We start from the raw sequence: 22,400 nt of genomic DNA on the forward strand, positions 1-22,400 counted from the left end.
CGCCCGGCGTGACCGGGGTCGCCACCAGGATGCTCTGTTCGCGCCACGCTCAGCCGTGGCGCGCGTTTAAGGAGAGGGAGTATGTATATCGGCATCGATCTGGGGACATCGGGCGTCAAAGCCATTCTGCTCAATGAGCAGGGTGATGTGGTGGCATCGCATACCGAAAAGCTTACAGTCTCGCGTCCGCATCCGCTGTGGTCGGAACAAGATCCCGAGCAGTGGTGGCAGGCTACGGACACGGCGATGAAAGCCCTGGGCGCGCAGCATAGTCTGCGCGACGTGAAGGCGCTGGGGATCGCCGGGCAGATGCACGGCGCCACCCTGCTGGATAAATCGTTACAGGTGCTGCGTCCTGCCATTTTATGGAATGACGGCCGCTGCGGCGAAGAGTGCCAGCTGCTGGAGGAAAAAGTCAGCGCTTCCCGGCAGATCACCGGCAACCTGATGATGCCGGGCTTTACGGCGCCGAAGCTCTTGTGGGTGCAGCGCCACGAGGCGGCGGTGTTCAGCCAGGTCGATAAAGTGCTGCTGCCGAAGGATTATCTGCGTCTGCGGATGACCGGCGAGCTTGCCAGCGATATGTCTGACGCCGCCGGTACCCTGTGGATGGACGTCGCCCGACGCGACTGGAGCGATGAGATGCTCGCCGCCTGCGATCTCAACCGGGACGCGATGCCGGCCCTGTTTGAAGGCAGCGACGTCACCGGGCAGCTGCGCCCGGAGGTGGCGCAGGCGTGGAATATGCCACAGGCGCTGGTGGTGGGGGGCGGCGGCGACAACGCCGCCGGCGCGGTCGGGGTTGGCATGGCCGATGCCGGTCAGGCGATGCTGTCGCTGGGCACTTCAGGTGTGTATTTCGCGGTCAGCGAAGGATTCCTCAGCAAGCCTGAAAGCGCGGTGCATAGCTTTTGTCATGCGCTACCGGGCCGCTGGCATTTGATGTCGGTGATGCTCAGCGCGGCCTCCTGTCTGGACTGGGCGGCGAAATTAACCGGTCTCGCCAGCGTGCCGGCGCTGATTGCGGCGGCACAGTCAGCCGACGAGAGCGCCGGTCCGGTGTGGTTCCTGCCCTATCTGTCGGGCGAACGCACGCCGCACAACAACCCGCAGGCCAAGGGCGTCTTCTTCGGCCTGACGCATCAGCATGGGCCGGCAGAGCTGGCGCGGGCAGTACTGGAGGGGGTGGGCTATGCGCTGGCGGACGGTATGGACGTGGTACACGCCTGCGGCATCAAGCCGCAGAGCATCACCCTTATCGGCGGCGGGGCGCGTAGCGCTTACTGGCGACAAATGCTGGCGGATATCAGCGGCCAGCAGCTCGATTACCGTACCGGGGGCGACGTCGGCCCGGCGCTGGGGGCGGCCAGGCTGGCGCAGCTGGCGGTGCACGGCGAAGCCGACCGCGCCGGGCTGTTGACGCCGCTGCCGCTTGAGCAAGCGCATCGCCCGGACGATCGCCGAGTGGCCCACTATGCGCCGCAGCGGGAAACCTTCCGCCAGATTTATCAGCAGCTGAAACCGCTGATGTCATAGCCTCAGTCCGTCCGGCAGCGCCGGGCGGATTACTCCCCTGAATGTCCAGTCTGCATTCATCCAAAACACGTATTTATTAATTCCGAAATGTCAGCTTTGCTGCACCTGGCCTGCGCCATCGCCGGGCGGTTCGGTCATAATCAGCGCGTGTCGACAGGGAGGAGCGATGAATATAAAACGCAGTATTGCCAGAGGGATGATGGCAGCAGGGTCGCTGGTTTATCTGCTGGGTATCTGGCGGACCTGCCCGCTGTTTAGCGGTAAAGGTTATTTTCTTGGCGTACTGGTGATGGGGATGTTTGCCGTCCTCGCCCATCAGCGCGCCAGACGGTGGCAGGGGCAGGACGACGGATTTATCGCGTTATGCCGGCTGGTGTTGCTGCTGTCGGCGGGCCTGCTGCTGGTGGGCGCCTGGCATGTGCCGGCAGACTGGTATGAAAAAGCCGTCTATATCGCGGCGTGGTTTGTCTGCTTATACGGCGCATCTGCGACCCCCGAACGGGCCCGCGTCGCCCGCGCGGTGCAAAAAACGGAATAGGCGCCCGGTTGTCCGGTGCGCCGGGCCGTTAGCTGACCAGCCGGCGGCGATCAACCCGCTGCACCAGGCCGGACAGCAGCAGACTGCCGAGCAGGGCGGCGCTGAAAATCCACACAATATCCAGCAGCGGCCAGCGGCTCAGTTCCAGATGGCTGGCGCGCAGCGCATGTACAATCAGGGCATGGAAGCCGTAAATCCCCAGAGAATGACGCGCAATACATTCGATACCGGGCAGGGGACGCGCGTTAAGCCAGTTTTTGGCGAGCGTCAGCAGGGTGACCGCGCAAACGAACACCGCCGGTCCGCAGTAGAGATACCAGGTGTCGCCGAAGTCCCCGCGCCAGCGCAGCTCATGCAGCGTGCCGCGGGAGATGACCCACACGGCGGCGAGGAACAGCGCGGCGCAGAGCGGGGTCAGCCATTTTTTATCCGTGTTCAGGGTGCCAATGGCCCTGCCCAGCACGCCGTAGAGCACGTAATAAAAGGTGTCGCCATTGATATAGAGGTTGACCGGCAACCACTCAATCCCGGCGGCTTTGACGCCGACCATATTGGGGTTGGCCAGAATGCCGAGGATCGCCATCAGCGTCAGCAGCATTTTGCCGCTGACGGACTTAACCTGAATAAGCGGCGAGAGCAGGTAGATAACGGTGATAGCAAAGAAAAACCACAGGTGGTAGAAGACAGGCTTCTGCAGCACATTCTTTAACGACAGCTCGACGTTGATATGGGTAAACAGCGCGATATACAGCAGAGAAAGCGCGCTATAGAACGCAATGCACAGGCCAATCCGCCAGAAGTGGCGCGGCTGGGCGCTGCGTTCCCCAAAAAAGAGGTAGCCCGAGATCATAAAAAACAGCGGCACGCTGACGCGGGAGGTGGAATTGAGCAGATTGGCGATATCCCATTGCAGCAGCGTAATCGCATGCGGATGAGTGATATACCAGCTGGTACTGTGGATCATCACCACCATCATGCAGGCAATGCCGCGCAGGTTGGTGATCCAGTGAATCTTTTCTTGCATCCGTCCCTCAAAGTCTACTGGCGAAATAAGGTCTGACCCGCCTTATGCCCCGGTGTCGCACGAGATTAGTCTGAGTTTTTGGTCACAGACTTGTCGCTGTTTCATGATATTCGCAAAATACCTGTAATACTGAATATTTACGATAACAACTTGCTAACAAGGCGGTGGAGGAGAACGTGGTGAAAGGTGTCGTTTCCATAATGCTGGTGCTGCTCCTTGCGGGCTGCAGCGAGACCGTTTCCCCGCCGGCGCAAAAAGCGCAGCGCGCGCGTATTACCCCGCAAACCACGCTCAATATGGCGCAGCTTTGCAAGGACCAGGCCGCTATCCGCTATAACACGCAAACGCAGTTAGTTGACGTGAACCATTTTGAACAATTCCAGGCAAGCTATGAGCTGTCGGGCCGTACCGGCAAGAATGAACGTTTCATCTGTTCCTTTGACCCGGACGGCCAGTTTATGCATCTTTCGATGCGCTGAATCGACCCCACCTGGCGTAAATTTCGTCCGTTTTCCTGAAACTACGCCGTTTCGTACTGTATATCTCGCAGCCAGCGGGTATACTGACTCCTTCCTTTAAATCCACACGTATCCAGCACGAAATCATATGCAAAAGTTTGATACCAGGACCTTCCAGGGCCTGATCCTGACCTTACAGGATTACTGGGCTCGTCAGGGCTGCACCATTGTTCAACCACTGGACATGGAAGTCGGCGCCGGCACCTCTCACCCGATGACCTGCCTGCGCGCGCTAGGGCCGGAGCCGATGGCGACCGCCTACGTACAGCCTTCCCGTCGTCCAACCGATGGCCGCTATGGCGAAAACCCGAACCGTTTACAGCATTACTATCAGTTTCAGGTGGTGATTAAGCCTTCTCCGGACAACATCCAGGAGCTGTACCTCGGGTCGCTGAAAGAGCTGGGTATGGACCCGACCATTCACGACATTCGCTTCGTCGAAGACAACTGGGAAAACCCGACGCTGGGCGCCTGGGGTCTGGGTTGGGAAGTGTGGCTCAACGGCATGGAAGTGACGCAGTTCACCTACTTCCAGCAGGTGGGCGGCCTGGAGTGTAAGCCGGTGACCGGCGAGATCACCTACGGTCTGGAGCGTCTGGCGATGTACATCCAGGGCGTCGACAGCGTCTACGACCTGGTCTGGAGCGACGGCCCGCTGGGGAAAACCACCTACGGCGACGTGTTCCACCAGAACGAAGTGGAGCAGTCCACCTATAACTTCGAATACGCCGACGTCGATTTCCTCTTCTCCTGCTTCGAGCAGTATGAGAAAGAGGCCCAGCAGCTGCTGGCGCTGGAGACCCCGCTGCCGCTGCCGGCCTACGAGCGTATTCTGAAAGCGGCTCACAGCTTCAACCTGCTGGATGCGCGTAAAGCCATCTCCGTCACCGAGCGTCAGCGCTATATCCTGCGCATTCGCACCCTGACGAAAGCAGTGGCGGAAGCGTACTACGCTTCCCGTGAAGCGCTCGGCTTCCCGATGTGCAACAAGAATAAATAAGAGGCGGCCATGTCTGAGAATACTTTTCTGGTGGAAATCGGCACTGAAGAGCTGCCACCAAAAGCGCTGCGCAGCCTGGCGGAATCTTTTGCTGCGAACGTGACCGCAGAGCTGGATAACGCCGGCCTCGCGCACGGTAAAGTGGAATGGTTTGCCGCTCCGCGTCGTCTGGCGCTGAAGGTAGCCAACCTGGCGGCGGCGCAGGCCGATCGCGAAGTGGAAAAACGCGGCCCGGCCGTTGCCCAGGCGTTCGATGCCGAAGGCAAGCCAAGCAAAGCGGCCGAAGGCTGGGCGCGCGGCTGCGGTATCACCGTCGATCAGGCCGAACGTCTGACCACGGACAAAGGCGAGTGGCTGCTGTATCGCGCCCATGTGAAGGGCGAAAGCACTGAAGCCCTGCTGCCGAACATGATTGCCAGCTCGCTGGCGAAGCTGCCGATCCCGAAACTGATGCGCTGGGGCGCGTCTGACGTCCACTTCGTGCGCCCGGTTCACACCGTCACGCTGCTGCTGGGTGACAAAGTGATCCCGGCTACTATCCTCGGTATTCCGTCCGATCGCGTGATCCGCGGCCATCGCTTTATGGGCAAGCCGGAATTCACCATCGACCATGCCGACCAGTATCCGCAGATCCTGCTGGAGCGCGGTAAAGTCATCGCCGATTACGAACAGCGTAAAGCCAAAATCAAAGCCGATGCGGAAGAGGCGGCGCGTAAGATTGGCGGTAAAGCCGATCTGAGCGAAAGCCTGCTGGAAGAAGTCACCTCGCTGGTGGAATGGCCGGTGGTGCTGACGGCGAAGTTCGAAGAAAAATTCCTCGCGGTGCCGTCTGAAGCGCTGGTTTACACCATGAAGGGCGACCAGAAGTACTTCCCGGTCTACGACAACGCCGGTAAGCTGCTGCCGAACTTTATCTTCGTCGCTAACATCGAGTCGAAAGATCCGCAGCAGATCATCTCCGGTAACGAGAAGGTAGTCCGTCCGCGTCTGGCCGATGCCGAGTTCTTCTTCAACACCGACCGTAAAAAACGTCTGGAAGACAACCTGCCGCGTCTGGAAACCGTGCTGTTCCAGCAGCAGCTGGGGACGTTGCGCGACAAGACCGATCGCATTCAGGCGCTGGCGGGCTGGATTGCCGAGCAGATTGGCGCTGACGTGAACCACGCGACCCGCGCGGGCCTGCTGTCCAAGTGCGACCTGATGACCAACATGGTCTTCGAGTTCACCGACACCCAGGGCGTGATGGGGATGCACTACGCGCGCCATGATGGCGAAGCGGAAGATGTGGCCGTGGCGCTGAACGAACAGTATCAGCCGCGCTTTGCCGGCGACGCGCTGCCGTCTAACCCGGTGGCCTGCGCGGTGGCGATTGCCGATAAGATGGACACCCTGGCGGGTATCTTCGGTATCGGCCAGCACCCGAAAGGCGATAAAGACCCGTTTGCGCTGCGCCGCGCCGCGCTGGGCGTCCTGCGTATTATCGTCGAGAAGAACCTGAATCTCGATCTGCAAACGCTGACTGAAGAAGCGGTGCGTCTGTACGGTGAGAAGCTGACCAACGCCAACGTGGTCGATGACGTGATCGACTTTATGCTGGGCCGTTTCCGCGCCTGGTATCAGGACGAAGGCTACGGTGTCGACACTATCCAGGCGGTACTGGCGCGTCGTCCAACCCGCCCGGCGGATTTCGATGCGCGTATGAAGGCGGTATCGCACTTCCGTACTCTGGAAGAGTCCTCCGCGCTGGCGGCGGCGAACAAGCGTGTCTCCAACATCCTGGCGAAATCCGACGAAACGCTGAACGACATCGTTCACGCTTCGGTGCTGAAAGAAGCGGCGGAAATTAAGCTGGCGGGCAATCTGGTGGTGCTGCGCGACAAGCTGCAGCCGTACTTCGCCGCAGGCCGCTATCAGGATGCGCTGATTGAGCTGGCCGCCCTGCGCGAGCCGGTGGATGAGTTCTTCGAGAACGTGATGGTTAACGCTGAAGACAAAGATGTTCGCATCAACCGTCTGACGCTGCTGTCCAAACTGCGCGAGCTGTTCCTGCAGGTAGCGGATATTTCTCTGCTGCAGTAAGCGTATCGGAAATAATAAAAGACCTGCCTCAGGGCAGGTTTTTTTATACGTGAAATATAAATAGGTGAACCGCTAATAATTCTGTCATTGATATCTTCATTATTTTCATTCATCGATAAGAAATGTTTAGGAATATATAAACATAATTCCGCGAGGTATTTACGCTAGAATGGCGGCGGGTGCTTGAGACTGTGTGTCTCAGGTATTCAGCGGGAGACAGACAGAGAAAAGCCCCACCTGATAGTAATCAATGTGAGGCTCCCCTATGCATGAACACCATAAGAGTAGCCTCTTACTTGTTGAAAATCAACACGGGAGGCGAGGAATGCCGCAAAAGTATCTGTTGTTTGGCTTAGTAGTGATTTGCTTCACTATTTTATTATTGACCTGGATGGTTCGTGATTCGCTATGTGAATTACAGATCAGGCAGGGAAATATTGAGCTGGTGGCATTCTTAGCCTGTGATATTAAACAGTAAGAGCATCTGGTGGGGATCTATCCCCACCACGCTTGCGGTGTCAGGTATTCTCAATGCACCCTTTCATTGTTCACCAAATAAATCCTTTGCCTCATGATATCAGGAGGCCTTTTTATTTTTACACGGCCGTTGAATTAAACGGGCTTGAAATTCATAGCGGAGTGTGGCTATCCTATGCCCCGACGAATCCCTCGTCTCACTGGAGCGCGCCCCACAAATGAACAAACACGACTGATGAATTTCACGCCTTACCTCGCAGATGTTGCGGGTAGGGGAGTATTGATTTCATTCAGGAGTGCTTATGGCTCATTGCGCCCACATCCCCGCTTTTGTTTTACATCAGGTCACCTGTCAGTTTGCGACGGGACAGACCCTGTTTGGTCCGCTAAATTTATCGCTGGAACCGACCCTTTGCGGTCTGGTCGGCCGGAACGGCGTCGGTAAGACGCGCCTGCTGCGCCTGCTGGCGGGCCTTGATTCTCCTGCCGGCGGCCATATCGAGCGCGCCGCCGCCGTGGCCTGGGTGGCGCAGCAGCCGACGCTCACGCCGGAGACCACCCTCGCCGCGCTTCTCGGCTATGCGCCGGTATTTGACGCCTTGTTCCGCCTGGAACAGGGTAATGGACTGGCCGACGATTTCGAGCTATTGGATGGCCACTGGGATCTCACCGATCGCCTGAGTTTAGCTTTCCGTGAAGCCGATCTCCCGCCGTTCTCTGCCGATCGCCCCGCTTTTTCACTCAGCGGCGGCGAGCGGATGAAGGCTCTGCTGTGCGGCGCCTTTGTCTCCGGCGCCGATTATCTGCTGCTGGATGAGCCTACCAACCATCTGGACCGCCAGGGGCGGGAGTGGCTCTATCACCAGCTGGAAAGCTGGCAGGGCGGGGCGCTGATCGCCAGCCACGACCGCGAGCTGCTGACGCGGATGCCGAGGATTATTGAGCTGACGCCGACGGCGCTGCGCAGCTACGGCGGCAACTATGCTGAATATCAGCGGCAGCGTGAGGCGGAGCAGCAGGCCGCACGCGCGGCGCTGGACCATGCGACGACCGAGCGGCGACGCACCCGCGCGCGAATGCAAAAGGAGCATGACGCCGCCCAGCGGCGCTCGGCGCAGACATTGCGTACTATTGATACCCTGAATATCGCCTCTTTTGAACGTGTGAAGTACAAAGGCGCGGCAAAAGAGCGTCCGGGAACGCTGCGCCGTCAGCATCGTGAACAGAACAGCAGTCTGAATGGCGCCGTGCAGCAGGCGCGAGAGCGGGTGGAAGAGGATACGCCGGTGATGTTCACCCTGCCAGGCAGCGAAGTGGCCGCCGGCAAGCAGGTGCTGGTGGTGGAAGCATTGCAGCTCGACCATGCACCGGCTGCGCCGCTGGACTGGCGCGTGGATGGTCCAATGCGCATCGCGCTAAAGGGGCCGAACGGCTGTGGCAAAACCACTTTGCTGAAAACGCTGCTGGGGCTGGAGCAGGCCGCCTCAGGCGATGTCCGGCTGTCGGTGAGCGCCGCTTACCTCGATCAACATCTGACGCAGCTGGATCTGTCGTTATCGGTCATGGCGCACCTGAGCCTGGAAGATACCCCGCTGGATGAGGGCCTCCTGCGCACCCGCCTGGCGCAGCTGCAGCTGGGCGCGGATAAGGTCACTCTGCCGCTGTCGGCGCTCAGCGGCGGCGAACGCCTGAAAGCGGCCCTGGCCTGCGTACTCTGGCGACGCGATCCGGCCCAGCTGCTGTTGTTGGATGAGCCGACCAACCATCTCGATTTAGCATCGACGCAGGCTATTGAAAGCGCGCTGGCGGCGTTTCCCGGCGCGATGCTGGTGGTGTCGCATGATGAGGCGTTTTTACAAGGTCTGAGGCTGACCCATAGTCTGGCATGGGAGGAAACGGGCTGGCGCTATACCCGGCTCTGAATGCCCAACAGCCGCCATCGTAAGCTGGCGGCTGTTGGCGACAGATAAAAAAAATCCCCGCCATCAGGCAGGGATTCTTGATTCTTAGCGGCTTGAACTTACAGAGAAGTTACGTTGCCAGCTGCCGGGCCTTTAGCGCCGCTTTCGATGGTGAAGGAGACTTTCTGACCTTCATCCAGGGATTTGTAGCCATCGTTCTGGATAGCAGAGAAGTGTACGAACACGTCTTTAGAGCCATCGTCAGGAGTGATGAAGCCGAAGCCTTTGTCAGCGTTGAACCATTTTACGATACCAGTCATTTTACCGGACATAGTGAATTACCTTTAAAAAAATAAGTGAGCCTTGCGGCGTAGCGGTCTGGACTACAGATTTAAAGCGATAAAGGGAAAGTTCACTACGGGGGTATCTTTGGATAACCTTAGAAGGACTGCTCTATTCGACTGCTCTGTGGTCTGTACATCAAACCTGCGAGCATTAACGCACGTTCAGCACCTGATAGCAAACTTTTTTTACGGTGCAGCGGTAAAAGCTCCCTTGCTGGCCCTTACCGCTGCGCTCGGGATTAATCGAGTAACTGCCTTGAAAGCTGGGGGTTGGCCTGAATCAGGCGCATTAATTTTAGCTCAGTGGGGGACGGTCTTACCCGTCTCGATTCCCACTCTCTTACCATAGCGACGCTCACGCCCATGGCGTTGGCGAAGTCGTCAATCTTAAGTCCAGTGCCTTTACGCAGCTGTTCAAATTCACTAAACACAGTGGACTTACGGTTTGAGGTAAGTGTCTGATTATCGTCCTTAAAAACGATGTGTTCCAGGCTGCTCAGCAGTTCAAACACGGGATCTTTATATTCCATTGAGAACTCCTTTTATCACACAGCGGAAGAGATTTTTCTAAAGCTCTTTAAGAATAGTCAGAAAAAAGCATCAAGGATGGTAACGCCCGTGATTATTTGCCAGCAGGTTATCGAATCAGCCCCAATAGCCGAACGGCAGCGGTGCCTAAGAGCATGATTACTAATACGATGGCGTGGCTTCGAAAATTTTTGTAAACGGATAAGAAAAAAGCGGCAAAGCCGGCGCGGGACGCCGGCTTGTCGATCAGGCTTTCTGCAGACCTCTCGCGTCCTCTGTCGCCGCCGGCACTGATTTACTGACCCGATATTTAATCAGCAGCGCGATGGCTGACAGGAATGCCGGGATAGCCAGCAGGGTGAAAATGGTCTCAAACGAGAGCTGGGCTTGCATCAGGAAGGCGCCGCTGAACGCGCCAAGGATCCCGCCGAAGCGGCCAATGCCCAGCATCCAGGCCACGCCGGTGGCGCGCCCTTGCGTTGGATAGAAGCCTGCCGCCAGCGCCGGCATCGACGACTGCGCGCCGTTCATAATACTGCCGGCGATGAACACCATCACCCCCATCAGCGCCAGGCTGCTGGTAGAGAAGCCCACCAGACAGACGAAAACGCCGGTCAGCAGCCAGCCGACGGCCACCACCTTATTGGGATTGATCTTGTCCATCAGAGCACCGAGGATCAGCACGCCAATTCCACCGCCGAGTGGGAACAGGGCGGTGATAATAGAGGCCTGACTCATCGATGCGCCGGTTTCACGGATCAGCAGCGGCAGCCAGCTGGTCAGGAGATAGAAGATCAGCAGACCCATAAAGTAGGTCAGGCACAGCATCACAGTGCCCACCGCGTAGCGTGGGGAGAAAATGACGCCGATGGCCGACTTCTCTTTCACCTGGCCTGCTTCGTGCAGCTCAAACTCCACCGTCTCCGGCAGCGGCGCGATACGCCGCAGGATGGCGGCAATGCGCTGCGCCGGCTGACGCTTCACCACCAGATAGCGGGCGGACTCCGGCAGCAGGAAAATTAATGCTACCGCCAGCAGGAGAGGCATCACGCCGCCCAGCACCAGCACGCTCTGCCAGCCATAGTGCGGGATCATCCAGGCGGATAAAAAGCCGCCCAGCGACGAGCCCATCGGAAAGCCGACAAACATCAGGTTCACCAGCAGCGCCCGACGGCGCTCCGGCGCATATTCGCTCATTAGCGTCGCGGCATTGGGCATCGCCGCGCCGAGGCCCAGGCCGGTCAGGAAGCGCAGCAGCGTCAGCTGGTTAAGGCTGGTGGCAAAGGCGGTGAGCAGGCTGAATCCTCCGAACACCACGATCGACATAATCAGCACTTTCTTGCGGCCGATACGGTCAGCCAGTGGTCCCGCGGTTAACGCGCCGACCGCCAGGCCAACCAGCGCGGCGCTCATCACCGGGCCGAGGGCTGATTTTTCCACGCCCCATTCCTGGACCAGGTCGGAGGCGATGAATCCGATGATCGCGGTGTCGAACCCGTCCATCGCGACGGTGATGAAGCAGAGCGCGAGGATCATCCACTGGTAGCGGGTGAAGGGGTGCTCGTTGATAAAGGCCTGAATGTCGATGGTTGTCTTAGTCATACGGCTTTCCTGGCAGACTGAGCGAGGGACAGAGGTTTGTTATTATCGTCGCCTTCGCGTCGTTGAGATTGATTTGTGCGATAATCGAACGCATCGCCGTTAATCGCTCATTCATCAAATCATTGAAGCGCTGACCAGGCAATCCGGGTGGGCGCCAAAGCGTGCGATTATCGTCCGCTTCAGGGCGCGGCGTTGGGCAGTGGATTATAAATTTCAAAAATATCAATCAGTTAATTGATATTCATCGGTCTAATTTGAAGCGCATATTTGTGATGCGCATAACAGACGCGCCAGGCGACGGCAGCGGCGTGCGGAATGGCGTTTTTCCTGCGTAAGATTAGCAGTAAAGGGTATCCTGCGAGGCCGAGCTGGACTATCCTTGTCAGCGTCTGGCACGTGTGTGTCTTTGTGCGCTTTTTTTGGCTGAAAGGAGTAAAAAAATGGCGACAGGAAAGTCCTGCTCTCGCTGGTTTGCGGCTATGGCGGCCTTATTAATGGTGGTTAGCCTGAGTGGGTGTTTTGATAAAGAAGGCGATCAGCGCAAAGCGTTTATCGACTTCCTGCAGAATACGGCGATGCGTAGCGGTGAACGACTGCCGACGCTGACCGCCGATCAGAAAAAACAGTTTGGGCCGTTTGTCTCTGACTACGCGGTGATCTACGGCTACTCGCAGCAGGTGAGCCAGGCGATGGACGCTGGTCTGCGCCCGGTAGTGGACAGCGTCAATGCGATCCGCGTTCCGCAGGACTATATGACCCAGCGCGAGCCGCTGCGTCAGGCGAACGGCGCGCTGGGCGTGCTCAGCCAGCAGCTGCAGAATGCCAAAATGCAGGCCGATGCCGCGCATGGCGCGCTGAAGCAGGCGGACGATCTCAAGCCGGTCTTCGATCAGGTTTACGCCAAGGTGGTGACGGCGCCAGCCGACGCGCTGCAGCCGCTGATCCCGGCCGCGCAGATCTTTACCCAGCAGCTGGTTCAGGTGGGGGATTTTGTCGCCCAGCAGGGAACCCAGGTGAGCTTTGTGGCCAACGGCATTCAATTCCCGACTTCCCAGCAGGCTAGTCAGTACAATGCGCTGATTGGGCCGCTGGCGGCGCAGCATCAGGCGTTTAATCAGGCATGGACGGCGGCGGTGAACGCGACCCGCTAATGCCCTGTCTGGCTGACGTGAGCTGCGGCGAACGGGCTGGATAACGGACAGAATGCAAAAAGAACCCGGGGAGGGCGATTGCCGCCGCTACCCGGGTTTTTTTATGGCTTATTTTACCTGCGGATTGACGCAGTTTTTTTCGACCTTGCCGTTCAGGGCGTCGATCAGGTTATCCACCGCGCAGGCCGCCATGTTGTAGCGCGTCTCATGGGTGGCGGAGCCGATATGCGGCAGCGCGACGACGTTCGGCAGGCTCAGCAGCGGCGAATCTTTAGCCAGCGGCTCGTGCTCGAAGACATCAAGGCCGGCAGCGTGAATGTCACCCGCCTGCAGGGCGGCGATCAGCGCCTGCTCATCGACCACCGGGCCGCGCCCGGCGTTAATAAAGATGGCGGAAGATTTCATTTTGGCGAACTGCGCCTGGCCGAACAGATGATGGGTCTCTTCGCTCAGGGGCAGGATCAGGCAGACAAAATCGGCTTCCTGCAGCAGGGTATCAAGATCGCAATAGCGTGCGTTGAAACGTTCCTCCGCCTGCGGATGCTGGCGGCGCGCGTTATACAGGATCGGCATGCCGAACCCGAAGTGGGCGCGCTGCGCCAGCGCCATGCCGATGCGGCCCATGCCGACGATACCTAAGGTTTTATGGTGTACGTCGGTACCGAACCAGTCTGGCCCAATGCTCTTCGTCCATTCGCCCGCTTTAACGCGCTCCGCCACTTCCACCACCCGGCGGGCGGTGCTCAGCACCAGCGCCATGATCGTGTCGGCGACGGTCTCGGTCAGCACGGTCGGGGTATGCATCAGCAGCACCCGGCGGGCGTTCAACGCCTCCACGTCGAAGTTGTCATAACCAACGGACACGGTGGAGGTCGCACGCAGCTTCGGCATCTTCTCCAGCAGCGCGGCGTCAACCTTTTCGCTGGAGCCCAGCAGGCCTTCAGCCTGGGCAAAGGCCTCAGCGTGCTGCGAAACGGTCTCCGGCCGCAGGTTTTTCACCTGAGTGACGGAAAAGTGCTCCTCCAGACGCTGTAGCAGGTCGTCGGGAAGCGTTTTATAGAGAATGACAGACGGCTTCATGCGAATCTCCGTAGTGTGAGTCGTTCAGGCGTGATGAGCGCCAAGTGGAAGGTTTTGATTATTAGCAGGCTTAACAATCAAAGTCAGCCATACTGAGGCGAAAAGCGCCACCCCCATAAAAATATAGGAAGCTGCTGGGCTGCCGGTGGCACCGTTCAGGTAGCCAACAAACCACGAGCCGCAGAAGGAGCCCAGGGCGCCCATGCTGTTGATCAGCGCCATGGCGCCACCGGCGACGTTGCGTGGCAGCATTTCCGGAATAATGGCGAAGAAGGGGCCGTAAGGCGCATACATTGCCGCACCAGCCACTACCAGCAAGGTGTAAGAGACCCAGAAGTGGTTGGCGCCGACCGCCCAGGAGCCGATGAAGGCCAGTCCGCCAATCAGCAGCAGCGGCCAGACGAACAGCTTACGGTTCTGCATTTTATCGGAGGCCCAGGAGACCACGATCATGGCGATAGTCGCCGCCAGGTATGGGACCGAGGAGAGCCAGCCCACTTCCACCATCCCCATATTTTCGCCGCCGCTGCGGATAATCGACGGCAGCCACAGTACAAAGCCGTACACGCCGATGCTCCAGGCAAAGTACTGGGCGCAGAGCAGGATCACGTTGCGGGAGCGGAAGGCCTCGCCATAGTTACGCACCGCTTTGATGCCCTGCTGCTCACGATCCAATTGTTCCTGCAGCGCGGCTTTTTCACTCTCCGCCAGCCAGGATACCTGCGACGGTTTATCTTTCACCAGCACCCACCAGCAGAAGGCCCAGATCACCGCCGGCACCCCTTCGATGATAAACATTTCCCGCCAGCCGAAGGCCTGAATCAGGTAGCCGGAGACCACCGACATCCACAGGACCGTCACCGGGTTGCCGAGGATCAGGAAGGTATTGGCCCGCGAGCGCTCGGATTTGGTGAACCAGTTGCTGATATAGATCAGCATCGCCGGCATCACCGCCGCTTCGACGACGCCGAGAATAAAGCGAATGGCCGCCAGCGCCGGGATATTATGCACAATCCCGGTCAGGGAGGCGCAGCCGCCCCACAGGATCAGGCAGATAAAGATCAGTTTGCGAACGCTGCGGCGCTCTGCATAAATAGCGCCGGGGATCTGAAAGAAGAAGTAGCCAAGGAAGAACAGCGCCCCCAGCAGGGAAGAGATCCCTTTGGTGATGCCCAGGTCTTCGGTAATGCCTGCCGCGGAGGCGAAGCTGAAGTTGGCGCGGTCGAGGTACGCCAGGCTATACGTGATAAACACGATAGGCATGATGTACCACCAGCGTTTCGTTGCATTTGTTGAGCTATTCATAGGCTTGCCTCTGTCAATGAGGTGACATACGTCCGTCGAAACGGACGCTGCTGTGCCGCGCTGCAGGTAGGGTACAGGACGGCTGTTATTGTTGCGTATAAATGTTATTCGCCCAGCGCGTCGCGGGTGGGCAGCCCCTCGCTGTCGCCCTGGACCTGAATCGCCAGCGAACCGATTTTATTGCCGCGGTTCACCGCCTGAAGCAGGGTTTTGCCTTCCAGCAGGGCGCTAATCACCCCAACGGCAAAGCCGTCGCCGGCGCCGACGGTATCGACGACGTTTTCGACTTTAATGGCATCAACCGTTCCCTGTTCGCCGTTGGCGCTCTTGAACCAGGCGCCGTCGCAGCCGGTTTTAATGACCACCGCCTTGACGCCGCGCGAGAGATAGAAATCGGCTATCCCCTCCGGAGTCTGCTGGCCGGTGAGGATGACGCCCTCTTTTAAGCCTGGCAAAACCCAGTCAGCCTGGAAGGCGAGACGGTTGAGTTTCTCCACCATCTCGGCTTCGCTTTTCCACAGCACCGGACGCAGATTGGGATCGAAAGAGAGGGTTTTGCCCTCGGCTTTCATGACCTTCGCCGCATGCTCCAGCAGTGCATATGAGCTTTCAGAGAGCGCGGCGGCCACGCCGCTCAGGTGCAAATGACGGGCGCTGGTGAAGTAGTCGGCGCGAAAATCGTCAGGCGACAGATGGCTGGCGGCAGAACCTTTGCGGAAATACTCCACAATGGGATCGGTTCCATTTTCGACTTTCGATTTCATCTGGAAACCGGTAGCGAAGCGGTTATCAATGGCGACAGCATGACTATCGATCCCCTCTTTCGCCAGCGATTGCAGTACGAAGCGGCCAAAGCTATCGTTACCGACGCGGCTGACCCAGCCGACCTTCAGACCCAGGCGCGCCAGACCGGTGGCGACGTTCAGCTCGGCGCCGGCGACACGTTTCATAAAATGCTCCACCTCGGCCAGATCGCCGGTTTCGGTGGCGACAAACATGGCCATAGCTTCGCCGATGGTGATGACATCTAAATTTTCCACGGCTTATTCCTCGCGTAACAGGTTGACGTAGCGGCGGGTCACGGCCGTCAGGTCATGGCCAGTCAGCGGAAACTCGATTCCACGCGGTGCGTCGGCGGGAAGATTATCGAGCAGGGCCAGCCAGCGGTCGGCGGCCTGATCCGGCGGCACAGCGCGGAATTTCTCCTGATGTGGCTCCGCCGCTTTCACATGAATATAGCTGACCGCCGGCGCAAGATGGCGGGCTGCCTCTTCCGGCGAATCGCCGACCCACAGCCAGTTGCCCATATCAAACGTTAAGGTGATCGGCAGCTGATGGACCCGGCAGGCGGCTTTGAAGCGCTGCATCGGCGCCAGCTGGCCGCAGTCGGTCTGATCATTCTCCACCACCAGCGCCATGCCGCTGTCGCTGAGGATATGGCGCAGCTCGTCGAGCTGCTGGTTGTGGCGGAAATGGCCAAGGGAGAGCTTCAGCCACAGGGCGTTAAGGGTCTGCGCTTCCGCGAGCAGCGTCGGGAGATGCGGGTTAAGCTCGCCGTTGTCGGCGAACAGCGCCTGGGGCGCGGAGTAGCAAGCCAGCAGGCCGTGGCGCTCGATGGCGGCTGCCAGCGCCGGCAGGGCGTTGAGCTCTTCGGCGCTGAACAGCTCGCGGCGGATTTCGACGCCGTCCGCGCCGGCGTCGGCGATAAACGGCAGGACGGCGGCCTGGCCGCCTAAGGATTTAACATGGTCATTACCATAGGCAGCGGTAACGACAATAATTTTTCTGGCCATCGCGCTCTTACTCCCGGCGTTTGTTGCTTAATCTCCTTATTACGCTAGATGGTATCGGTTCCATAAGAAAGGGCGAGATGTTTAATTTATGATCGGCATCACGAAGGATCGTTAACGGGAGGTTGATCCGCGGACGATAAGCTCGCCGGAAAAGACCCGCTCGCAGATGGGGTCGTTAGTGCCGGCAATGCGTCGAATCACCTGTTCCACCGCCGCGTAGCCGATCTGCCACGTCGGTTGTTTGAGGGTGGTGATGCCGACGCCGGCCAGCTCCGCCCACTCCAGTTCGTCGAAGCCCAGCAGGCCGATATCGCTGCCCCAGATCAGGCCGACGCGCTTCAGGGCGCGGGCCACCTGCAGCGTCAGCGCGCCGTTGGCGGAGATCACCGCTTTGCGCATCCCGCGGTGGCGGGCGTGGAACTGGCGCAGGACGTTGTCCATCATCGCGCCGTCGTTGAGCTGTACTTCGGCGTTTTCGGCCACCACGCCGTGGTGGCGGGCGAGCGTGGCGCGAAAGGCGCTCAGGCGCTCGCGGCGGGTATTGACCGAGCCCAGCGGTTCGCTGAGAAACAGGATGGCCTCAAAGCCTTTCTCCACCAGGTGTTCGGTGGCGGTGGTGGCGGCCTGAGCGTTATCAAGCCCGACCACATCGCAGGCGAAATCGGGGATTTTACGGTCAATCAGCACCATCGGCAGGGCCGACTGCTGCAGGCGGTTCAGGCCATCCTCCCGCATGCCGACCGCGTTGACGACGATGCCTTCCACCTGATAGCTGCGCAGCAGGTCGAGATAGTGCAGCTCCTGGTCAAGCTCGTTATTGGTGTTACACACCAGCAGGGTAAAGCCCTTTTCCCGGCAGGCCGCTTCAATGCCGCTCATGACATTGACCGAATAGGGGTTGGTGATATCGGCGATGATCAGGCCGATGAGGCGGGTGCGGCCGTGCTTGAGGCCGCGGGCCATCAGGCTGGGGCGGTAGTCGAGTTCGGCAATGGCTTTTTCAATACGTGATAACAGATCGTCGGAAAGCAGGTGCTTCTCGCCGTTAAGATACCGTGAAATGCTGGTTTTGCCGGTCTTTGCGGCTTTCGCCACATCGCTAATGGTTGCACGCGCCGCTTTCGCCATGATGGCTTCCTTTGCTGAAAATCTGCCAACACCTTAGCGCGAAAAATAGCGATATCAAGCATTTTGCCCGGCAGAGCGGCTGCCGGGCGACATGAGGTTGCGCTTACTGCAGCGGGCTGAGGGTAATTTCTACGCGACGGTTCTGCGCTTTGCCTTCCGCCGTGCTGTTGCTGGCGATCGGGTTTGCCGGGCCCATGCCGGTGGTGCGAATGCGATTGGCCGCCACGCCCTGGGTGATCAGTGCGCTGGCGACGCTGTCCGCACGCTGCTGCGACAGACGCATATTCAGATCCTTGCTGCCGGTGCTGTCGGTGTAGCCGACGACGTTAACGGCGGTTTTCTCATACTCTTTCAGCACCATGGCCACGCCGGTCAGGGTGTTGGCGCCGGCCGGTTTCAGGTTGGCGCTGTTGCTGTCGAAAGTGACGTTATTCGGCATGTTCAGCACGATATTGTCACCATTTCGCGTCACGCTGACCCCGGTTCCCTGCATTTTGTCGCGCAGCTTCGCTTCCTGCACGTCCATGTAGTAGCCTATGCCGCCGCCCAGCGCCGCGCCTGCCGCTGCGCCAATCAGCGCGCCTTTGCCGCGGTCATGTTTGGAAGAGGAGAGCGCGCCGACGCCAGCGCCCACTAAGGAGCCAATACCTGCGCCAATACCGGATTTACCTGCTTCACGCTCACCGGTATAGGGGTTGGTGGTGCAGCCAGAAATCGCCAGGGTGCCGCTGACCAGCGCCGCAATCATAAGTACGCGTTTTTTCATTTAATGTCCTTAATCCTTTTTATTCTTTGTCACAGCGAACGTGACGGTTGATTATGACGCGCGAATACGTAGAAAATTCCCCAAACACCATCTCATTTTGTAAATAACATTGAACGGCGCCGATCGCACCGTCACCACACCTGCTTTCGCTGACCAGGAGCTGCCCTTGCCAACCTCATCTGCAACCAAAACCATTTTAACCGCCGCCCATTGGGGACCGATGCTGGTGGAAACGGACGGGGAAAACGTCCTTTCCTCCCGCGGCGCGCTGGCGACACCGTTTGCCAACTCGCTGCAAACGGCGGTGCGCGACCAGGTGCACAGTAAAACCCGCGTGCGCTACCCGATGGTGCGCAAAGGTTTCCTTGCCTCTCCGGACAAGCCCCAGGGGGTCCGCGGTCAGGATGAATTTGTGCGGGTGAGCTGGGAGCAGGCGCTGGATCTGATCGATGCCCAGCATCGTCGGATCCGCGAAAGCTACGGACCGGCCTCTATTTTTGCCGGCTCCTACGGCTGGCGTTCTAACGGCGTCTTGCATAAGGCGGCCACCCTGCTGCAGCGCTATATGAGCCTGGCGGGCGGCTACACCGGCCATCTCGGGGATTACTCCACCGGCGCGGCGCAGGCGATCATGCCTTACGTCGTGGGCGGCAATGAGGTGTATCAGCAGCAGACCAGCTGGCCGCTGGTGCTGGAATACAGCGAGGTAGTGGTGCTGTGGAGCGCCAACCCGCTGAATACGCTGAAAATTGCCTGGAACGCCTCCGACGAGCAGGGTATCCCGTGGTTCGACCGGCTGCGCCAGAGCGGAAAACGCCTGATCTGCATCGATCCGATGCGATCGGAAACTGTCGATTTCTTTGGCGATTCGATGGAGTGGATCGCGCCGCATATGGGCACCGACGTCGCGCTGATGCTGGGTATCGCCCATACGCTGATGGAGAATGGCTGGCAGGACGACGAGTTTCTTGCCCGCAGCGCCAGCGGCTACGAGATTTTTGCCCGCTATCTGACCGGCGAAAGCGACGGCGTGGCGAAAACCGCCGACTGGGCGGCGGCTATCTGCGGCGTCGCAGCGGATAAGATCCGCGAACTGGCGAAACTTTTCCACGAAAACACCACTATGTTGATGTCTGGCTGGGGCATGCAGCGCCAGCAGTATGGCGAGCAGAAACACTGGATGCTGGTCACCCTGGCTGCGATGCTGGGGCAGATTGGCACCCCGGGGGGCGGGTTTGGTCTTTCCTACCATTTCGCCAACGGCGGCAATCCGACCCGCCGCGCGGCGGTGCTGGGCTCGATGCAGGGGAGCGTGGCCGGAGGCGTGGACGCCGTGGAGAAGATCCCGGTCGCGCGGATTGTCGAGGCGCTGGAGAACCCGGGGGCGGAGTATCAGCACAACGGCATGGCGCGGCGCTTCCCCGATATTCGCTTTATCTGGTGGGCCGGCGGCGCCAACTTTACCCATCATCAGGATACCAACCGCCTGATTCAGGCCTGGCAGAAACCAGAGCTTATCGTCATCTCCGAATGCTTCTGGACCGCCGCCGCGCGTCATGCCGATATCGTCCTGCCGGCGACCACCTCGTTTGAGCGCAACGATCTGACGATGACCGGGGACTACAGCAATCAGCATCTGGTGCCGATGAAGCAGGTGGTCGCCCCGCAGGGTGAAGCGCGCGATGATTTCGCGGTCTTTGCCGACCTCAGCGAACGCTGGGAGGCGGGCGGCCGCGAGCGCTTTACCGAAGGGAAGAGCGATCTGCAGTGGCTGGAGACCTTCTATCAGATGGCCGCCCGGCGCGGCGCCCAGCAGCAGGTGACGCTGCCGCCGTTTGCCGAATTCTGGCAGGCTAACCAGCTGATTGAGATGCCGGAGGAGCCGGAGAATGCCCGTTTCATCCGCTTTGCCGCCTTCCGCGACGATCCCCAGGCCAACCCGCTGAAAACGGCGAGCGGTAAAATTGAGATCCACTCGCCGACCATCGCCGCCTTTGGCTACACCGACTGCCCGCCGCACCCAATGTGGCTGGAGCCCGACGAATGGCATGGCAACGCCGAGGCGGGGCAGCTGCAGCTGCTGTCGGCCCATCCGGCCCACCGGCTGCACAGTCAACTGAACTACTCCGCGCTGCGCGAACGCTATGCCGTTGCCGGACGCGAACCGTTGACTATTCATCCGCAGGATGCCCGGGCGCGGGGGATTGCCGATGGCGATCTGGTGCGGGTGTGGAACGCCCGCGGTCAGGTGCTGGCCGGCGCGGTGGTGACGGAGGGGATCCGCCCGGGGGTGATATGCCTGCATGAAGGGGCGTGGCCCGACCTGGATCCGGTGGCGGGCATCTGCAAAAACGGGGCGGTGAACGTCTTAACTAAAGATATCCCAACATCCCGCCTGGGCAACGGCTGTGCCGGTAACACCGCCCTGGCGTGGCTGGAGAAATATACCGGCCCGGCGCTGCCGCTTACGGCATTTGATCCGCCGGCCAACGCATAATCCAGGTGGGGTGCTGAGTATCGTCCTGCCATGCGCAATCTTCAATGCGGAAGCCTTGCGCATGGTAGAAACTGACCGCTGATTCGTTTTTCTGATAAACCTCAAGGCTAAGCCAGGCGTAGTGCTGCTTGACTTCATCCAGCAGCGCCCGGCCAATGCCCTGGCGAATAGCGTCGGGCGCGACGAACAGCGCGCCGACGAAACGGGACTCCAGCACGCTGACAAAGCCTTTTAGCTCCCCGTCGCGCTCCCAGACCCAGGTGCTGGCGGCGGGAAGATAGACATCCCGTACCACCGCGACGCTGTCGCGCCAGTAGCTTTCGCTGATAAAGGGATGGGCATGAATCGTGCTTTCCAGCCACAGGTCCAGCAGCGGCAGGTTATCTTTAGCGTCCCATTTGCGGATCATCCTGACCTCCCGGGTGACAGAAGCAGCCGGTGACATGGTCGTTGACCAGCCCGCAGGCCTGCATAAAAGAGTAACAGATTGTCGAACCGACAAACTTAAAACCGCGTTTTTTCAAGGCCTTAGACAGCGCATCTGAGGCCGGCGTCGTGGTCGGGATCTCCGCCAGCGTCGCCGCGCGGGTGACCTGGGGCGCATTGTCGACGAAGGACCAGACAAAATCAGTGAACGACTCGCCATTTTCCTCCATCGCCAGATACGCCCGGGCGTTGCCGATGATGGCCTGGATTTTTCCCCGATGGCGGATAATCCCGGCATCCTGCAGCAGTCGCTCGACATCTTCATCCCCCATCGCCGCCACCCGCACCGGATCGAACTGGTGAAAAGCCTGGCGATAGTTTTGCCGTTTTTTTAACACCGTGATCCATGATAACCCGGCCTGCTGACCCTCAAGGCAGATCATTTCAAACAGCCGCTGGGATGCTTTTTGCGCGACACCCCATTCGGTATCGTGATACTCGATATATAACGGATCCTGACTCACCCATCCGCAACGCTGCATAGCTATTTCTCCCTCTGCGCTAAAAAAGTGGACGCCCCGGCTTGACGACTGAAAGATAAAGATAATAGTTAATACAGGGAAATCGTATCCCCCAAAAAAACACAGCAATAATGCCGATTCGGCTCTTTTCTGGAGTCGCATTAATGATAATAAAGAAATGCAATG

The 22,400-nt window shown here is 59.1% G+C and carries 21 protein-coding genes; 9 read left to right on the top strand and 12 right to left on the bottom strand.

Translation table 11 applies throughout. From position 1 onward, the window contains the following. Positions 1–81: 81 nt before the first annotated feature. Together xylB and yiaB are read left to right on the top strand one after the other, a co-directional pair. The gene (gene xylB, locus ACQUTP_RS15820) at positions 82–1,536 is read left to right on the top strand and encodes a xylulokinase (protein ID WP_065802746.1); all 1,455 of its coding nucleotides are present in this window, start codon (positions 82–84) and stop codon (positions 1,534–1,536) included. 166 nt (positions 1,537–1,702) lie between these two features. Next, positions 1,703–2,074: an inner membrane protein YiaB gene (gene yiaB / locus ACQUTP_RS15825; protein WP_004205017.1), complete on the top strand. Its 372-nt coding sequence runs from the start codon at positions 1,703–1,705 to the stop codon at positions 2,072–2,074. Positions 2,075–2,102: 28 nt separating this feature from the next. On the opposite strand, the gene ACQUTP_RS15830 is transcribed toward yiaB, so the two are convergent. After that, positions 2,103–3,098, bottom strand: coding sequence for an acyltransferase (locus ACQUTP_RS15830; protein WP_065903773.1), 996 nt, complete (start codon positions 3,096–3,098; stop codon positions 2,103–2,105). A gap of 179 nt (positions 3,099–3,277) precedes the next feature. On the opposite strand from ACQUTP_RS15830, the gene ACQUTP_RS15835 reads away from it, so the two are divergent. The 5 genes from ACQUTP_RS15835 to ACQUTP_RS15855 all read left to right on the top strand — a co-directional run bounded on the left by ACQUTP_RS15835 (position 3,278) and on the right by ACQUTP_RS15855 (position 9,094). Further along, the gene (locus ACQUTP_RS15835) at positions 3,278–3,577 is read left to right on the top strand and encodes a YsaB family lipoprotein (protein WP_025999219.1); all 300 of its coding nucleotides are present in this window, start codon (positions 3,278–3,280) and stop codon (positions 3,575–3,577) included. Positions 3,578–3,704: 127 nt separating this feature from the next. Beyond that, positions 3,705–4,616, top strand: coding sequence for a glycine--tRNA ligase subunit alpha (gene glyQ / locus ACQUTP_RS15840; RefSeq protein WP_004205014.1), 912 nt, complete (start codon positions 3,705–3,707; stop codon positions 4,614–4,616). 9 nt (positions 4,617–4,625) lie between these two features. Then, positions 4,626–6,695: a glycine--tRNA ligase subunit beta gene (gene glyS, locus ACQUTP_RS15845; RefSeq protein ID WP_096833892.1), complete on the top strand. Its 2,070-nt coding sequence runs from the start codon at positions 4,626–4,628 to the stop codon at positions 6,693–6,695. A gap of 325 nt (positions 6,696–7,020) precedes the next feature. After that, on the top strand, positions 7,021–7,173 hold the full coding sequence (hokA, locus tag ACQUTP_RS15850) for a type I toxin-antitoxin system toxin HokA (protein ID WP_004205012.1): 153 nt from the start codon (positions 7,021–7,023) through the stop codon (positions 7,171–7,173). A gap of 301 nt (positions 7,174–7,474) precedes the next feature. Further along, the gene (locus ACQUTP_RS15855; RefSeq protein WP_032456721.1) at positions 7,475–9,094 is read left to right on the top strand and encodes an ATP-binding cassette domain-containing protein; all 1,620 of its coding nucleotides are present in this window, start codon (positions 7,475–7,477) and stop codon (positions 9,092–9,094) included. A gap of 98 nt (positions 9,095–9,192) precedes the next feature. On the opposite strand, the gene cspE is transcribed toward ACQUTP_RS15855, so the two are convergent. The 3 genes from cspE to ACQUTP_RS15870 form a co-directional block, all read right to left on the bottom strand. Beyond that, on the bottom strand, positions 9,193–9,405 hold the full coding sequence (gene cspE / locus ACQUTP_RS15860) for a transcription antiterminator/RNA stability regulator CspE (protein ID WP_000014594.1): 213 nt from the start codon (positions 9,403–9,405) through the stop codon (positions 9,193–9,195). Positions 9,406–9,656: 251 nt separating this feature from the next. Continuing rightward, positions 9,657–9,947 (bottom strand): HTH-type transcriptional regulator, encoded by a 291-nt coding sequence (locus ACQUTP_RS15865; RefSeq protein WP_004205010.1) that lies wholly within the window; start codon positions 9,945–9,947, stop codon positions 9,657–9,659. 244 nt (positions 9,948–10,191) lie between these two features. Continuing rightward, complete coding sequence (locus tag ACQUTP_RS15870) at positions 10,192–11,547, bottom strand: MFS transporter (protein ID WP_136084768.1); 1,356 nt, start codon at positions 11,545–11,547, stop codon at positions 10,192–10,194. A 440-nt stretch (positions 11,548–11,987) separates the two neighbouring features. Between ACQUTP_RS15870 and ACQUTP_RS15875 the strand changes: the two genes are divergently transcribed. After that, positions 11,988–12,698 (top strand): DUF3053 domain-containing protein, encoded by a 711-nt coding sequence (locus ACQUTP_RS15875; protein ID WP_002921929.1) that lies wholly within the window; start codon positions 11,988–11,990, stop codon positions 12,696–12,698. A gap of 108 nt (positions 12,699–12,806) precedes the next feature. Here the strand turns inward: ACQUTP_RS15875 and ghrB are convergent, their stop codons facing one another. The 6 genes from ghrB to ACQUTP_RS15905 all read right to left on the bottom strand — a co-directional run bounded on the left by ghrB (position 12,807) and on the right by ACQUTP_RS15905 (position 18,770). Continuing rightward, positions 12,807–13,778, bottom strand: coding sequence for a glyoxylate/hydroxypyruvate reductase GhrB (gene ghrB, locus ACQUTP_RS15880; protein ID WP_017900020.1), 972 nt, complete (start codon positions 13,776–13,778; stop codon positions 12,807–12,809). 24 nt (positions 13,779–13,802) lie between these two features. Further along, positions 13,803–15,083, bottom strand: a complete 1,281-nt coding sequence (locus ACQUTP_RS15885; protein WP_004205006.1) for an MFS transporter — start codon at positions 15,081–15,083, stop codon at positions 13,803–13,805. Positions 15,084–15,187: 104 nt separating this feature from the next. Then, positions 15,188–16,123, bottom strand: a complete 936-nt coding sequence (locus ACQUTP_RS15890) for a sugar kinase (RefSeq protein ID WP_004205005.1) — start codon at positions 16,121–16,123, stop codon at positions 15,188–15,190. A 3-nt stretch (positions 16,124–16,126) separates the two neighbouring features. After that, a complete protein-coding gene (locus ACQUTP_RS15895) occupies positions 16,127–16,876 on the bottom strand; it encodes a sugar phosphate isomerase/epimerase family protein (protein WP_017900019.1) in 750 nt (249 codons plus the stop codon). 111 nt (positions 16,877–16,987) lie between these two features. Next, on the bottom strand, positions 16,988–18,004 hold the full coding sequence (locus ACQUTP_RS15900; RefSeq protein WP_004205002.1) for a LacI family DNA-binding transcriptional regulator: 1,017 nt from the start codon (positions 18,002–18,004) through the stop codon (positions 16,988–16,990). A gap of 103 nt (positions 18,005–18,107) precedes the next feature. Continuing rightward, positions 18,108–18,770 carry an OmpA family lipoprotein gene (locus ACQUTP_RS15905; RefSeq protein ID WP_002921917.1) on the bottom strand — a complete coding sequence of 221 codons (663 nt, stop codon included), beginning with the start codon at positions 18,768–18,770 and terminating at the stop codon, positions 18,108–18,110. Positions 18,771–18,936: 166 nt separating this feature from the next. Here ACQUTP_RS15905 and ACQUTP_RS15910 point away from each other — a divergent pair, with 166 nt between their 5' ends. Further along, positions 18,937–21,267 (top strand): molybdopterin guanine dinucleotide-containing S/N-oxide reductase, encoded by a 2,331-nt coding sequence (locus ACQUTP_RS15910; protein WP_285756155.1) that lies wholly within the window; start codon positions 18,937–18,939, stop codon positions 21,265–21,267. On the opposite strand, the gene ACQUTP_RS15915 is transcribed toward ACQUTP_RS15910, so the two are convergent. Together ACQUTP_RS15915 and tag are read right to left on the bottom strand one after the other, a co-directional pair. Then, positions 21,236–21,676 (bottom strand): N-acetyltransferase, encoded by a 441-nt coding sequence (locus ACQUTP_RS15915; RefSeq protein WP_004205000.1) that lies wholly within the window; start codon positions 21,674–21,676, stop codon positions 21,236–21,238. The genes ACQUTP_RS15910 and ACQUTP_RS15915 overlap by 32 nt on opposite strands. Then, positions 21,654–22,235, bottom strand: coding sequence for a DNA-3-methyladenine glycosylase I (gene tag, locus ACQUTP_RS15920; RefSeq protein ID WP_049004415.1), 582 nt, complete (start codon positions 22,233–22,235; stop codon positions 21,654–21,656). Before tag ends, ACQUTP_RS15915 begins: the two co-directional genes overlap by 23 nt. Positions 22,236–22,400: the final 165 nt, after the last annotated feature.

The organism is Klebsiella sp. 2-CIP_Kleb. (assembly GCF_050378715.1).
Classification (GTDB): Bacteria; Pseudomonadota; Gammaproteobacteria; order Enterobacterales; family Enterobacteriaceae; genus Klebsiella; species Klebsiella quasipneumoniae.

Coding starts and splice junctions, on each gene's coding strand:
- ACQUTP_RS15915 (WP_004205000.1), bottom strand. CDS start 21,676: ATGATCCGCAAATGGGACGCTAAAGATAACCTGCCGCTGCTGGACCTG.
- cspE (WP_000014594.1), bottom strand. CDS start 9,405: ATGTCCGGTAAAATGACTGGTATCGTAAAATGGTTCAACGCTGACAAA.
- ACQUTP_RS15895 (WP_017900019.1), bottom strand. CDS start 16,876: ATGGCCAGAAAAATTATTGTCGTTACCGCTGCCTATGGTAATGACCAT.
- ACQUTP_RS15870 (WP_136084768.1), bottom strand. CDS start 11,547: ATGACTAAGACAACCATCGACATTCAGGCCTTTATCAACGAGCACCCC.
- ACQUTP_RS15900 (WP_004205002.1), bottom strand. CDS start 18,004: ATGGCGAAAGCGGCGCGTGCAACCATTAGCGATGTGGCGAAAGCCGCA.
- ACQUTP_RS15875 (WP_002921929.1), top strand. CDS start 11,988: ATGGCGACAGGAAAGTCCTGCTCTCGCTGGTTTGCGGCTATGGCGGCC.
- yiaB (WP_004205017.1), top strand. CDS start 1,703: ATGAATATAAAACGCAGTATTGCCAGAGGGATGATGGCAGCAGGGTCG.
- ghrB (WP_017900020.1), bottom strand. CDS start 13,778: ATGAAGCCGTCTGTCATTCTCTATAAAACGCTTCCCGACGACCTGCTA.
- tag (WP_049004415.1), bottom strand. CDS start 22,235: ATGCAGCGTTGCGGATGGGTGAGTCAGGATCCGTTATATATCGAGTAT.
- ACQUTP_RS15855 (WP_032456721.1), top strand. CDS start 7,475: ATGGCTCATTGCGCCCACATCCCCGCTTTTGTTTTACATCAGGTCACC.
- ACQUTP_RS15885 (WP_004205006.1), bottom strand. CDS start 15,083: ATGAATAGCTCAACAAATGCAACGAAACGCTGGTGGTACATCATGCCT.
- hokA (WP_004205012.1), top strand. CDS start 7,021: ATGCCGCAAAAGTATCTGTTGTTTGGCTTAGTAGTGATTTGCTTCACT.
- xylB (WP_065802746.1), top strand. CDS start 82: ATGTATATCGGCATCGATCTGGGGACATCGGGCGTCAAAGCCATTCTG.
- glyQ (WP_004205014.1), top strand. CDS start 3,705: ATGCAAAAGTTTGATACCAGGACCTTCCAGGGCCTGATCCTGACCTTA.
- ACQUTP_RS15865 (WP_004205010.1), bottom strand. CDS start 9,947: ATGGAATATAAAGATCCCGTGTTTGAACTGCTGAGCAGCCTGGAACAC.
- glyS (WP_096833892.1), top strand. CDS start 4,626: ATGTCTGAGAATACTTTTCTGGTGGAAATCGGCACTGAAGAGCTGCCA.
- ACQUTP_RS15905 (WP_002921917.1), bottom strand. CDS start 18,770: ATGAAAAAACGCGTACTTATGATTGCGGCGCTGGTCAGCGGCACCCTG.
- ACQUTP_RS15830 (WP_065903773.1), bottom strand. CDS start 3,098: ATGCAAGAAAAGATTCACTGGATCACCAACCTGCGCGGCATTGCCTGC.